Here is a 13,644-nt window from a genome sequence, read left to right on the forward strand (position 1 = left end):
CGCCCACGGCAAGGCCACCGCCATCTCCGAATGGGGCGTCCAGACCGACGGCGCCGGAGCCTACATCGCCGCCGCCGCCAAGTGGTTCGCCGACCACGGTATGCTCTACCAGAACTACTGGGAAAGCGACTACGCCAACTACGACGGCGCCTTCCGAGACGGAAGCAAACCCCAATCCGCACAAGCCTTCAAACAGGCCTTCGCCAATGGGGACCTGCTGATCACGGCCGATCAGCCGGATGCGAGCCTGACCGTGGCGCTGCCGAACGGCAGCACCGTCACGTTCGACGGCGACCACGTCGTCTCGACGAATTTCACGATCGCGGGCGACCCGACCTTCAGCGTCGCGAAGGGCGAGACCGCGACGCTGGCCGGCCGGATCGTCGACATGGCGGGCGAGGCCGCCGGCATCGTCGAGAAGACCGGGGACGGCCTCCTCGTCCTGTCGGCAGCCAACACCTACTCGGGCGGCACGCATCTCCACGGCGGCGAACTGGAACTCGCGAGCCTCGGCGCGGCCGGGACCGGCGCGATCACCTTCGATCCGGGCGCGGCCGCCACGCTCTCGCTGACCGCCTCGGCGTTGCAGGGAACCGGCACGCACGATCTCGCCAACGCGATCACGGGCTTCTCCACCGGGCACAGGATCGATCTCCTCGGCGTCGGCGCCGCCCGCGACGCCGTGTTCGACGACAGCCGCGGTCTCCTCACGATCCACGCCGCGGACGGCGCGACGCTCGCCACGCTCCACCTCGCCGGCAGCTACGGCGACCGCATCTTCGGCGTGACGAGCGACGGGCGCGGCGGCACGGCCGTCACGGTCGGCGACGCGCCGACCGCGCCCGGCAGCCTTGTCCTGCGCGTCTCGGAGGACGCGTACCAGGGCGACGCCCAGTTCCGCGTCACGGTCGACGGCAAGCAGGTCGGCGGCGTGCAGACGGCGCACGCCTCGCACGCCGCCGGGCAGCACGAGGACATCGTCCTGCTCGGGGATTTCGGGGCGAATCCGAGTCTCGTCACGGTGCAGTTCGTCAACGACCTCAGCGGCGGCTCGGCGGGCGCCGACCGCAACCTCTACGTCGAGAGCATTACGGTGAACGGTCACGGCGTCGCGGGCAACGCCGCCGCGAACTACGCCGGCGTCAACTCGGCGAGCGAGGCGGGGCTCTACTACAACGGCTCGGCCCTGTTCAGGGTCGGCGACAGCGCCAGGAACAGCCTCGCCCTGACGGTCTCGGAGGACGCCTACAAGGGCGACGCCCACTTCGTCGTCTACGTCGACGGTCGGCAGGTCGGGGACACCCAGACGGCGCATGCCTCCCACGCCGCCGGCCAGACCGAGACGATCACGCTCACCGGCGACTTCGGAGCGAACCCGGGCGAGGTGAGGGTCGCCTTCATCGACGATCTCTATGGCGGTTCGGCGGACACCGATCGCAACCTATACGTGCATAGCCTGACGCTGAACGGGCACAGCTTCGCGGGCTCGGCGGGCGAGAACTCGGCCGGCTGGAACAACGGCGGCGTGGCCGGCCTCTATTCCAGCGGCTCCCTCATCTTCCACCAGAGCACGACCGACTGGCACCTCTGACCCGAGGGGCCGGACGATCGGGGCCGCACCTCCGCGGTCGGGCAAGTCAGGTGGTCGCGGCCCGGAGGCCGCGGCCGGCGAGCCGGCGCTTCGCGGCGCTCCACGCGACCTCGGCGACCGTGAGCCAGAGGCGCGGCCGCCGGGACAGCGCGATCGTGCCGGCCCAGTCCCGCTGGCGCAGGGCCGATCGGAAATCGATGTAGACGATCGCGTCGGCAAGGGAGCGGCGGTACCGTCGGTCGGCATCGCGGACCCTGCGGTCTCGGCTCATCCCGTGCACATCGGCGTGGGCCGCCAGCATGGCGGCGACATCCCGGCGTTCGAGCCGCCGCGACAGCGAACCGCGCAGGACGCGGTACCGGTAGAGCGGCTCGGTGGTCACGACGAGTTCCGCGCCGGCCGCGAGGCAGCGGAGGCAGAAGTTGAAATCCTCGCCGATGCGCAGGCGCTCGTCATAGGCGATACCGTGCGCCGTCAGGAAGGCGCGGCTGAAGATCGGCTTAAGATACCCGAGATTGCCGTCGCCCCGCATCATGCGGTTTCGTCGGAGGTACTCGGATACCCCGAAGCGGCGGATCTCGTCCGGGCGCCGGCGCGGCAGGAGCGGCCAGGCGACGGCGGGATCGGCGTCGAGGAAGCGCAGGGCATTATCGGCGGCAACGGCGCAGCCGGATTCCTCGGCCAGCGCGACGAGCCGCGCGCCGCGCTCCGGCTCGACGAGGTCGTCGGCATCGAGGATCGCGATCCAATCGCCCCGCGCCTGAGCGATCGCGAGATTGCGGGCGGCCGAGGGCCCTCCCCCGCAGGCGCGGCGCAGAAGCCGGACCCGCGGATCCGACGCCGCCAGGGCCGCGACCCGCGCCGCGGTGTCGTCGCGCGAGGCATCGTCGACGACGATCACCTCCACGGCGAGCCCGGTCTGGCCGAGGGCCGAGCGGATCGCCGCCTCGACGTAGGGCGCGGCGTCGAAGGCGGCCATGACGAAGGAAATCCGCGGCGCGTTCAAGGGGCACGTCTCCCTGTCGCGAGGCACCATCAGGCCCGGTACATGAGTGCGGCTTCGCTCGGCTTCAGGATCTGCCGGATTCGACGGAAGGCACGCGGGAAATGCCAGCGGAGCGTGGTCTTCAGGCCCATCAGGCGGTCCCGGAATCTGCCGGCGCCGGGCGGCTGCGGGACGAGGTCCGGAGAGGACGGGAGGAGGCGCGCAGCCTCGTAGAAGAGGCCGCTGTAATGAACCCGATGGGCGGCATTCCAGGGCTTGAAGGACGTCGTGTAGTGCACGAGGCTCGGATGCGCGCGCAGCCGCGCGTAGGTGGCCTCGTCCAGGCCCAGGAATTCCGCAGGGACATCGGCGCAGCGCGGCTGGAAGTTCCATTCGAGCCCGACGTAGCGCACGTGGCCGCGGAGCACGGCGTTCAGCGCGTCCTGGTCCATCCAGGGCAGGCGGTTCGCGTGCTCGCCGAGATAGGCGAGCACGCGCCCCTCGATGTCGAGCGCGCGCCAGCGATTCATATCGATCAGGAGGACGCCGGCATTGAAGTACGGCTCGTCGGGCGCGAACGAGATCGCCTCGGCATCCAGGCTGAAATGATCGCGCACGGCCGCGAGCACCGCCCCGTCCAGGGGCGTGCGCCAGAGCGGCCGAACGTCGGCGCGGACGATCGTGTCCGCATCGAGATAGAGGATCCGCTCGCAGTCGCGCGGGACGAACCGGCCGAGAATGATGCGGATATAGGTGCTCTTGGAGATGGACTGGGTGACCGGGAATGCGTCGAACAGCGTCTCGTCGAGATCGTGATAGGCGATCCGGACGTTGCCGAACGCCGCCGTGACCGCGTCCATCACGCGGTTCGAGAGCACGCGGTCGCGCGCGAGCATCGCGATATGGACCTCGAAGCGCGATGCCGGGTTGCTTCGGAGCATCGACGCGAGGCTGATGCCGAGCTGGCGCAGGTAGTTGTTGTCGAGGCAGTAGAGCACTCGGATCGGCGTCTCGGGCGATTGGGGCATGCCTTGTCTCCTTGCCTGCCGGGCGCGGGCTTGCTCGCCGGAGGGCGCCTCAGGCCGAGGCGGCTCGCGCCGTAGGGCGCGATTTCAGGAACGAGCGTCCGCCCTCGGCGAGGGCCGCGCGATAGGCGCTCCACGACAGTTTGCCGCGCCCCACGAAGTAGAGCCCGACGAGGGGCTTGCGCAGGAACTCGCGCATCAGCGCGGGCCTTAGCCGGGCATGGCGCGCGAGCACGACCAGGGCGCCCCGGAAGTACTTCGCGGCGCAGTCCTTGTCGGGCTCGGGATGGCCGACGAGAGCCCGGTCGATGATGCCGGCGCCCTCGGCACGCAGGAAGGCCCGGATGACGTAGTCGGTGTCCTCGCCTCCGCCGTTCGGCGTGCCGAGGCCGAGCTCCGGATCGAAGGGGCCGACGCGGCCGATGAGCGAGCCGCGGAAGAACATGTTGTTCGACGTCGAGACCCGCACGATCTGGCGGGCCGAGGCCGGCGCGACGGAGGCCGCGTCGAAGGGCCTCGGATCGGGATCGAGGGAGACCCGGCAGATCAGCACGTCGAGATCGGGGCGCTCGGAGAACACCGTCGCGAGCCGCGCCAGGACCGCGTCGGGCAGCCAGCAATCGTCGTCGGGGAAGCCGACGACGTCGTCCGGCCCGACCGCAGCCTCGGACAAGACCGTCTCGATCAGGCGGTTGCGCGCGGCCGAGATCGAGAGGCGGCCGGGCACCGCCGCGAGCGCGCAGCATGCCGGTGCCGCGGCCCGGACGCGCTCGAGCTCGTCCTGCGTGCAGTTCTGCAGGAGGATGTAGGCGCGCACCGGCAGGGACGCGCTGGCGTTGCGCTCGATCGAGTCGAGGAGGCGCGCGAATTCGGGTCCGCGCGGGCCTCTCATGTCGGTCGTCGAGATCAGGATGATGGCCATCGTTCCGTTCCAGGCTCCGCGTCGCGCGACGAATGGGCCGCTCAGGCCGAGTTCGAGATCAGGACGCGCAGCCCGATCCGGAATCTGAGGATCATCGCGCCGTAGGCGGCGACGGAGACGAGGAGCGCCAGCCCGCAGGCGAGGAACCATGCGCCGGGCGTGAGCTGCGGCTGCGCCAGGGTCGTGGCGGCGAGCGCGGCGAGAAGCGTCACCGGAACCGCGATGGCGAGCCAGGCGGCCGTCCGCGTGAAGGCCTGCTCGCGCATCGCCATCGTGCCGTACAGGATGAGCGCGGCGAACTCGGTGAGCGTGACGGCCAGGAGGAAGAGGTCGAGGTTCCGCTGCCAGGCCAGGCAGGCGGCTCCCGGCACGATCGACAGCGCGGAGAGCACCGAGCCGCAGGTGACGAGCCGGGTATTGCCGGAGGCGTAGGCCGCCGGCACGGGCAGCAGCATCAGGAACTTCACGCACACGCTCATGCCGGCAAGGCACATGAAGAGGCGCGAGGGCTGGTAGGCGGCGCTGAACACGAGCGCCAGGATCCGATCGCCGACGAGGCTGAGGCCGAGACCGTAGGTGAAGGCGAGGCACGACAGGCACCAGGCCCAGGTGTCGAACAGACTGGATGCGCCGCCGCGCTCCCGGTGCTCCACGAACAGCGGCAGGAACGCGCTCGTGAGGAACTTGGCGAGCACCGTGCGGGGCAGCGTCGCGGTCCCGTAGGCCACGTTGTAGAAGGCGAGGAGCGTCGGCCCGAGAACGCTGCCGACGAGGACACGGTCGCTGAGGCCCAGCGCGACGGCCATGCCGTTGACGACGAGGGGCCGGCCGAAGGACGCGGCGTCGCGGGCCGCCGCCCGGTTCCAGGCGAGCCGGTAGGGCAGCGGCGACAGCAGGTGGGACAGGAGGACCGTGGTCAGGGTGGTGGCCAGCATGCCCCAGATCATGCAGGCGAAGCCCCCGGCCGCTGCCGCGATCGCCACCGTCACGGCGACGCCCACGACCTGCGCGCTCCCGAGCACCACCGCCTCGCGCCAGAACACGTAGCGGCGCATCATCTCCTTCACGCCGAAATTCTCGAAGCCGCGGAGGAAGGCGATCAGGCCGAGAAGGGCGTAGATGCCCGCCGAATCCCCGGCGTGGAAGGCGCGCGCCACGAAGGGCGAGATCGCGACGAGGATCAGCGCGAGCACGCTCGCCCGGACGAGCGCGAGGCTCTGCAGGGTGCCCATCAGGACGGTCGGCGGAACCGGCGTGGTCTTGCGGACCGCGAAGATCGGCAGGCCGAAATCGGTCAGGACCTCGATTATCCCCATCACGACCGAGAGCGAGACGGCGAGGCCGAACTCCTCGGGTGAGATCAGGCGCGCGAGAGCGATGTTGCGCGCGAAGGGCAGCAGAGCCTCGAGGAGGTTCGCCGCGAGCAGCGGACCGCTCGAGCGGAGCTTGCCCTGCGAGTTCTCGGCCGAGGTCTCGGCCAAGGTCTCGGCCATGCGTCCGCCCGCGCTCCCTGCCCCTGCCGGACCCGAGCCGCTCACGAGGCCTGGACTCCGAGGGCGCGCAGCATGAGCGGGTCGAGGCTGCGCCGGTCGTTCGTCGCCGCGAGGAAGCCGAACTCGGCTGAATTGTCCCACAGGGCCCAGCCCCAGCCGCGGCGCTCGAAGCTCTCGCGGGCGGCCCGGACCCAGGCGAGCCGCGCCTCGAGCGGGGCGGCCCGCACGTAGACGCCGAACTCGCCGACATAGACGGGCAGCCCGCCATGCCGCGATTGCCAGAGGGAGAGCCGGTCGAACTGCGCCTCGAGCGCCGCGCGGCTGAACTGCCCTTGCGCGATCTGGTCGCGCACGAAGCCGTGCGCCTCCGCATCCCGCGTCGCGGCCGCGGCGGCGGCCTCGGCCTGGTCGGCGGCGACGGGCCAGCCGAGGCCGGAGACGCGGCGCGCCACGTCCCAGCTCCACGTCGTCGCCTGATGCGTGAACAGGAGGGGTGCGTAATGGTGGATCGTGTAGACGAGCCGGCGATCCGGATAGGGCTCGCGCGCGACGAGGTCGTCGATGCCGCTCCAGGCGCCGCCGTTGACGATCACGGCCTGCCGAGCGCCGGCCTCCCGGATCGCGGCGAGCGCCCGCCCCTGCAGATCCCACCAGGCCTCGCCCTTCAGCGGCTCGGGCTCGTTGAGGATCTCGATGATCGTCCGGTCGGGATCGCGGGGTGCGAGCGCGCCGGCGAGGAGCCGCCAACGCGCCACGAAGTCGTCGGCGCCGCCCCGCGTCAGCAGGCCGTCCTTGGCGTTGCCGACCGGATGGAGATCGACGACGACGGCGAGCCCCGCCGCGGCGATCCGGTCCAGAGCGCCGGCGAGCTGCGCGAGGACGGGCTCGACCAGGGCCGGCGGGCCGTCCTTGGCGAACAGGATGGCGGGCTCGACGCTGAGGCGGACATGGTCAAAGCCCGCCGCGGCGATCCGCCCGAGCTCGGCCGGTGTCACGAAGCCCGCGAGATGAGCGGCGCCGTAGCCGTGGCTGCTCTGGGCGAACCAGTGCGACAGGTTGATGCCGCGCGCGAGCGGCCCCGGCCGCGCCTGCGCGCGGGCTCGACCCGGGGCGAGGGCCGCGGCGGCAAGGCCGGTCAGACCCGCGACGACGCCGCGGCGATCGGGGTGGGAGGGAGAGGGAGACATGTGCACGCTCAATCCGTCGGGAGCGCCGGCACCTCGGTGTGCAGCGCGACCTCGATCGTGTCGCCCGGCATCACCTCGGTGTCCTCGGTGGCGGACTCGTTGCCGCCGCCGTTCGAGGCCGCCCGCACGATCCGGATCGCGGGCTTGGCGCCGCCGCCGCGGGCGAGCTGCGAGCGGATCACGCCCGTGTAGGTGATCTTCTCGCCGACCGCCTGGAGGCGCGAGCGGATGCCGTCGAGGTTGATGGTCGCCTCCTCGAGATCCTTCAGGATGTCGGCGCGGCGTTCCTCGTCGAGACGCCCGATCTTGCGCTGCGCCTCGTCGCGCTCGCGCACGGTGTTCGTGAGCTGCACGCCGGTCTGCAGGGATTGCGTCGCCGAGAACAGGAACAGCCGGCGCGCCTCGGAGAGGCGCGTCATCGGCAGGTTGCCGCGCTCGGAGAATTCCTTGAGCTTGTTGTAGTCGTTGGTGTCGGTCTGGACGTTCTCGTCGTCACGGCCCTGGCGCGCCCTCAAGAGCGCGATCTGGTCGTCGGCGACCTTCACGGCCTTCTGCAGGTAGGCCCGCTCGGCCTGCAGGCGCTCGTTGGCGAGGCCGAGCTGCTGGCGCGCATTGGCCCGGACCTCGTCGAGCGCCTCCTTGGGCAGGGGTGCCTGCGTCATCTTCTCGAGCGGCTGCAGGCCGGCCTGGTTCATCTGCGACTTGAGCCGCCAGATCCGGCCCTGCTCCTTGACGTACTGCATCCACAGCGACTGGTAGTCGTTGCGCAGGTCGGCCCCTTCCAGGAACGGATTGTTCATCCGGAAGCGCATGATCTCGTAGCCGCCCGCCAGCGCCACCGCCTGCCGCACCGTGAGGCCGGGCCGGTAGGTCTGCTCGCCGGGCTTGGTCACGTCCCCGTTGAGGTAGACGGGGCGATACTCCGCAATGGTGAGCGTCACGGCGTCGGGAGCGATCGCCGTCACCGCCTCGCGCCCGTCCGGGGCGCGCTGCTGGACGAGCTTCTGCGAGAGCTGATCCTTCACGAGCTTCTGGGCGCCGGCGAGATCGAGGCCTGCGACCTTTACCGGCCGGATCATCGGAAGGGTCACCTCGCCGTCGCGACTGACGAGGCTTCGCTGCTTCAGGTCGGGCAGACCGGCGACCGCGACCTCGAGGACGTCGCCGGCCTGGATCCGGTACTCGGCGCAGGCCCGCGTCGGCAGCGCGAGCAGGCAGAGCCCCGCCGCGAGGCTGCAGAGGCTCCGCTCGATCGACGTTCTCATCGGAGATCCCTTCGTGGTGGCGGATGCGGTCGGCGCCGCGGGCAATGCCCCGTATTCGCGTTGATCCGAGTGCCGCCCGCCCGGCTCGGCCGGGCGGGCGGCCCGTGTCAGTAGGCGGCCGAGCTGAAGATCGTCTCGCGCGCGGTCGCCAGCATCAGGCGGCAGTCCAGGGCAAAGGAGGCCGTTCGGATGTAGTCGAGGTCGAACGAGATCCGCCGTTCCATGTCCGACGTCAGGGGCGTCTCGCCGCGCGAGCCGCGGACCTGAGCGAGACCGGACAGGCCTGGGCGGGCTGCGAAGCGCTTGGTGTAATGGGGGATCTGCGCCGCGTAATAGGCATCGTGCGCCATCGCGTGCGGGCGCGGCCCGATCAGCGACATATGCCCCTGCAGGACATTGAGGAGCTGCGGCAGCTCGTCGATGCTGGTGCGGCGTATGAAGCGTCCGAGCGGCGTGATCCGCGGATCCGTGCGCGTCGCCTGCTGCACGGTCCGTTCCTGGCAGCTGGCCGCGTACATCGAGCGGAACTTGAAGACCAGGAACGGCACGCCGTCCGCGCCGGTGCGGGATTGTTTGAACAGGACCGGGCCTCGTGACGTCACGCGAACCAGCGTCGCCACAATAAGCAGCAACGGCAACAAGAGAAACAGCAGAGAAAAAGCAACGATTACATCGAACATCCGCTTCGTGCGCGAATTTAAGTACGGACTGACGTAATCCGCATGTGCGTGGACGGCCTGTATTCGAATGCGTTCAGGACAGAAGCGATCATTGTCAGCGTGTATGGCACCAGAAAAACTTGAGCGATCTGAGCTTGCGAACTGCGTAGCGGACGACAGCGAGCGTATACGCGCGACTGAAGGCGGCACGGACATCGGTTGGCCCTCAAGCGTTGAGCGATGGTTAACCACTAGAGGGCGGGAGCGGTCCCCGTCAATCGTTTTTGCGCCGCAGCATGCGCTTGACGGTACGTTTTCGTGCGTTAATTTGCGTCAAAACAGCGCGTTTTGCACACATTTCTATCACGTGACAGAGACTCGGACGGTGAATGAGGCTCTAATTCGCCGACTAGTCACGGATTTGAGAGGAACCTTGCTATGATATTATTCTCACGCGCGAGATGCGCCCGCCAAATCCGACGATGTCGACCGAACTATGCTTTGGAGATCGTCGCAATCTGTACGGCCGATCGCTCGGGCCCGCGGACGAGATCACTATAAGGCACGGGCAGGCGCGCGTTAACAACGCAGCTGCGAGATGGTTCCCGAAGATTTTTGGCCCTCCCACCGCCGTCGATCAGAACATCGCGACGGCCAGAAACGAAATTGCAAATCGGGCCTTTGGAGAGCCTGCCTGAACGTATTCGAACTCAGAACGAACGTGTTGTCCTGCAGTCCCAAAGGAAATGCGGCGATAATGCGCTGATGTTTGACCGCAAATGGCTATTTTTGTTGCAACGCAGCGAGACGTCGAACAACATTTGAGCGTGCATTTTGGCAAGGCACGTGTTGAAACAGCTCAGCCATCGCGTCTCTTGGCACGGATCGTGCCGTGGCAGGACGTCGCGCATCGCTCGAATGCGATGTAGAGCGCGGGCATTCGAAAGGTCAGCCGCCGCCGATGCTGTGGGCGCCTGGACCGCGACGAAGCAACGCAGAGACGAGCGGCCATCAGAACCGTTCGCACATGCGAAAAGCCGATGGCGGGCATGATCAATGGCGGGCGGCACACCGGTGCCGTTCGGCTTGGAGGCTACGCGGAATGCGAGAATTCCAGTGGAACGAGGCGACGATCCGCAGCATCGACCGCACCGATGTCTTCGTCGAGGCGCCGGCGCCGAATCCGCCGCTCGCGGCCCTCGGCCCGAGCCTGCGCAAGCATTGGCGGTCGATCGTCGCGATCACGGCGCTCACGCTCGCGGCCGCCGGCGCCTACCTGGTGCTGGCCTCGCCGCAATTCACCGCGAGCGCGCTCGTCCTGATCGATACCAAGAGCAACGCTAACCTGCGCAACGCGCCGACGCTGACCGATGCCAACGTGGAATCGGCCAACATCGAGAGCCAGGTCGAGATCCTGAAGTCCGAGCGCATCATGCGGCGGGTGGTGGAGAGCGAAAATCTCGCCGACGACCCTGCCCTCATGGGCGGCCCGGTCGAGCGCGCCATCGCCGAGGTGATGGATAGGGTCAAGTTCTGGAAGCGGCCGATCCCGACGATGCCGGGCGAGGACCCCAAGGTCATCGCCGCCGCGCGGGCCCTGCAGAAGCTCACCTCGGCCAAACGGCTCGGCCTGACCTACGTCGTTGAGATCTCGACGATCCTGCCCGATCCGGTCCAGGCGGCGCGGGTCACGAACGCCTACGCGGCGGCCTATATCGACGACCAGATGCGGCTGCGCGAGGAGACGGCGCGGCGCCTCAGCAAGATGCTGCAGGAACGCACCGACGAGTTGCAGTCGCAGGCCCAGAAGGCCGAGCGCGCCGTCGAGCAGCTGAAGTTCTCGGGATCCCTCGAGGGCGAGAGCTCGGCCTCCGCCCGCGTCACGCTGAAGAACCTGGAAAGCTCGGCCCAGACCTATCGGGTGCTGCACGACAAGTTCCTCGAGCGCTACGCGGAGACGTGGCAGCAGCAATTCCTATCCCTGCCGGATGCCCAGGTCGCGAGCGCCGCCTACCCGCCGCTATCGAAGAGTTCGCCGAAGACCCTCCTCATCCTGGCCGCCTCCCTGTTCATCGGCATCGCGCTCGGCGTGCTGCGGGCGATCATCCTGGAGCGGCACGCGATGGGCCTGCGTGCCTGACGCCGCCGCACGGGCGGCGCCCTGCCGCCCGCGCCACATCGATTCAAGCGTGGAGACCGCGGAATGCTGAATGGCGTCGACATCCTCGGTGTGTGGGTCCAGTCGGGCCCGGTGCACAACGTGGTCGATCACATCGACGAGCGCGTCGAGCAGCGCGACGCGACGCGGGTCGCATTCCTGAACGCGCATCTGTCGAATGTCTGCTCGGGCAACGAAGCCCTGCGGAACCGGCTCGGCCAGTTCCTCGTGCTGAACGACGGCGTCGGCGTCGACATCGCCCGCCGCGTCCTGCACGGGCGCGCTTTCCCGGAGAACCTGAACGGGACGGATTTCGTCACCGCCTATCTCGACCGCACGAGCCACGATCTGCGGCTCTTCCTGCTCGGCGCCAGGCCCGACGTCGTCGAGAAGGCCGGCGCGATCGTTCAGGAGCGATGGCCGCGCCACACGGTGGTGGGCACGCATAACGGCTTCCTCGACGCGGCCGACGAGGCCTCGCTGCGCCGGACGATCGCCGCGGCGCGGCCCGATCTGATCCTCGTCGGCATGGGCAATCCCCGTCAGGAACGCTGGATCGCCGACAACGTCCCGGGCGTGTGCCTCTGCGCGATGGCCGTCGGCGCGTGGTTCGACTTCATCACCGGCACGGTGCCGCGGGCGCCCGGCTGGATCCGCCGCGCCCGCCTGGAGTGGATCTACCGCCTGTGCATCGAGCCGCGACGGCTGGCGAGCCGCTACCTCGTCGGCAACCTCCTGTTCCTGGCGCGCCTCGGTCTCGCGCGCGTCCGCCTCGGGCGGTTCCAGGAGGGCTGAGGGCGGCGTGGTGACAGGGCGGTATCGCGGCAGGAGGCAGCGTCAGGTGCAGGCAGGATGAGCATGACCGGGACAGCCGCGCGTCAGCCCCTGATGCCGACGCTCGCCACGATCAGCCTCGCGGCCGTCGCGGCAGCGCTCTGCGTCGGCGCCTGGATCGAGCAGGATTACGCGGCGCTCGCCATCGTCCTGGCGACCCTGCCGCTTCCCGTCGCGATCTTCGCGACGCTTCAGGCGCTGAATTGGAACGGCCGCTACGCCTTCTATCTCGGCATCGCCGTCATCGTCCTGCAATGCGCCAACCTGCGGGTTCGCGACATCGACGACAAGTCGATCGACGGGCAGATCCTCATCAAGCTCGCCTGCATCGCGCTGATGACCGTCATGGCGGCGACCGGCATGCTGAAGCGTGCCCCGGTCAGGCAGCCCGCGGATATCGTCCTCTGGGTGCTGTTCCTGATCTATCAGATCCTGACGAGCTTCATCTCGCTGCAGCCTCAGACTGCACTGGTCGAGACGTTCTCGAATCTGGCGGCGTTCCTGTTCCTATACCATTTCGCTAGGCTGCTCGGCGCCGACAACCTCGTCAAGGCGCTGATCGCGGCCTGCTTCATCCTCTGCGTCGTCTCGATCGCGGCCTATTTCCTGGTGCCGCAGCTCGGCCGCATGAGCGACTGGGTGAACGGCGCCTTCGTGCCGACCTCCCGTCTTCAGGGCGTGCTCGGCACCGCCAACGGCGCGGGCGCCGCGGCCGCGATCGGCATCCTGCTCACCGCGCTGCTGTCCGGGATCCCGTGGCGGCGGCCCCTGTTCTGGGTGCTCGTCCTGCCCTTCGCGTTCTGCCTCGTCATGAGCAACAACCGCATGTCCCTCGTGGCGATGGGGCTCGCCTTCGCGTACGTCTACCTCGTCCGCGGGCAGGTCGGGGCGAAGCTCACGGTCGGTCTGCTGGTGGCGTCGATCGGCCTCCTCGTCTTCGCGAGCTTCGGCGACGCCCTGCTCAGCAGCGTCTCCCGCTCCGGCTCCGCGGAGGAGATCACGAGCGGCACGGGCCGAACCCGGATCTGGGCGGTGGTGCTCGAGCTCTGGACCGAACAGCCCCTCTTCGGATACGGCGCCGGCTCGGCGAAGTTCATCCTGCCGCATCACCCGCTCCTGTTCGCGGCCGCCGCGCACGCGCACAACCTCTACCTCAACATCCTGTTCGCGGGCGGCGCCATCGGCCTGGTGCTCTTCATGCTCAGCCTCGGCGCGACGCTGCGACGACTCTGGAGCGAGCGCGCCCACGCGATCATCGCCCTGCTGATCTTCGTCCTCATCTACGGGCTCACCGAGCCCACGATCGGCGGCCTCGTCGCCTACCTGCCGATCAGCTTCTTCTCGATCGCCTTCCTGTCCCTGGCCCGCCGGCAGGGGCGGCCGAAACCGGCGGGGCCCCGGGCGAGCCGCTCGCCGTTCCGCTTCGACGATCCGGGCGGGGTCCCCGCGTGAGGGACGGGGCGCGTCGCAGGCGCGTCTCCGCATCGGAGGCGATGACCGCGACGCGGATCAGCCGCGAAATCCT

11 protein-coding genes are annotated in these 13,644 nt (G+C 69.1%); 4 read left to right on the forward strand and 7 right to left on the reverse strand.

The features are described from left to right. Window positions 1-1,591: carbohydrate-binding domain-containing protein (locus WDW90_RS19335; protein WP_336489083.1), on the forward strand; the 1,591-nt coding region annotated here is incomplete at its 5' end. Between the two features lie 46 nt (window positions 1,592-1,637). Here WDW90_RS19335 and WDW90_RS19340 read toward each other — a convergent pair. From WDW90_RS19340 to WDW90_RS19370, 7 genes are all read right to left on the reverse strand, one after another. After that, entirely contained in the window at window positions 1,638-2,597 is a 960-nt protein-coding gene (locus WDW90_RS19340; RefSeq protein ID WP_336489084.1) for a glycosyltransferase family 2 protein, read from the reverse strand. A gap of 29 nt (window positions 2,598-2,626) precedes the next feature. Beyond that, on the reverse strand, window positions 2,627-3,604 hold the full coding sequence (locus WDW90_RS19345; RefSeq protein ID WP_336489085.1) for a glycosyltransferase family 8 protein: 978 nt from the start codon (window positions 3,602-3,604) through the stop codon (window positions 2,627-2,629). Window positions 3,605-3,653: 49 nt separating this feature from the next. Then, window positions 3,654-4,523, reverse strand: a complete 870-nt coding sequence (locus WDW90_RS19350; RefSeq protein WP_336489086.1) for a glycosyltransferase family 2 protein — start codon at window positions 4,521-4,523, stop codon at window positions 3,654-3,656. A gap of 41 nt (window positions 4,524-4,564) precedes the next feature. Then, window positions 4,565-6,016, reverse strand: coding sequence for an oligosaccharide flippase family protein (locus WDW90_RS19355; RefSeq protein WP_336489087.1), 1,452 nt, complete (start codon window positions 6,014-6,016; stop codon window positions 4,565-4,567). A 41-nt stretch (window positions 6,017-6,057) separates the two neighbouring features. Continuing rightward, window positions 6,058-7,203 carry a glycoside hydrolase family 5 protein gene (locus WDW90_RS19360; protein WP_336489088.1) on the reverse strand — a complete coding sequence of 382 codons (1,146 nt, stop codon included), beginning with the start codon at window positions 7,201-7,203 and terminating at the stop codon, window positions 6,058-6,060. Between the two features lie 8 nt (window positions 7,204-7,211). After that, window positions 7,212-8,468 (reverse strand): polysaccharide biosynthesis/export family protein, encoded by a 1,257-nt coding sequence (locus tag WDW90_RS19365; RefSeq protein WP_336489089.1) that lies wholly within the window; start codon window positions 8,466-8,468, stop codon window positions 7,212-7,214. Between the two features lie 107 nt (window positions 8,469-8,575). Continuing rightward, window positions 8,576-9,343 carry a sugar transferase gene (locus tag WDW90_RS19370; protein WP_336489090.1) on the reverse strand — a complete coding sequence of 256 codons (768 nt, stop codon included), beginning with the start codon at window positions 9,341-9,343 and terminating at the stop codon, window positions 8,576-8,578. 886 nt (window positions 9,344-10,229) lie between these two features. Here WDW90_RS19370 and WDW90_RS19375 point away from each other — a divergent pair. From WDW90_RS19375 to WDW90_RS19385, 3 genes are all read left to right on the forward strand, one after another. Continuing rightward, window positions 10,230-11,267 (forward strand): Wzz/FepE/Etk N-terminal domain-containing protein, encoded by a 1,038-nt coding sequence (locus WDW90_RS19375; protein WP_336489091.1) that lies wholly within the window; start codon window positions 10,230-10,232, stop codon window positions 11,265-11,267. Between the two features lie 63 nt (window positions 11,268-11,330). Beyond that, the gene (locus WDW90_RS19380) at window positions 11,331-12,080 is read left to right on the forward strand and encodes a WecB/TagA/CpsF family glycosyltransferase (protein WP_336489092.1); all 750 of its coding nucleotides are present in this window, start codon (window positions 11,331-11,333) and stop codon (window positions 12,078-12,080) included. Between the two features lie 63 nt (window positions 12,081-12,143). Continuing rightward, the gene (locus tag WDW90_RS19385) at window positions 12,144-13,571 is read left to right on the forward strand and encodes an O-antigen ligase family protein (protein WP_336489093.1); all 1,428 of its coding nucleotides are present in this window, start codon (window positions 12,144-12,146) and stop codon (window positions 13,569-13,571) included. Window positions 13,572-13,644 lie beyond the last annotated feature (73 nt).

Source organism: Methylobacterium nigriterrae, assembly GCF_037106235.1.
GTDB lineage: Bacteria > Pseudomonadota > Alphaproteobacteria > Rhizobiales > Beijerinckiaceae > Methylobacterium > Methylobacterium nigriterrae.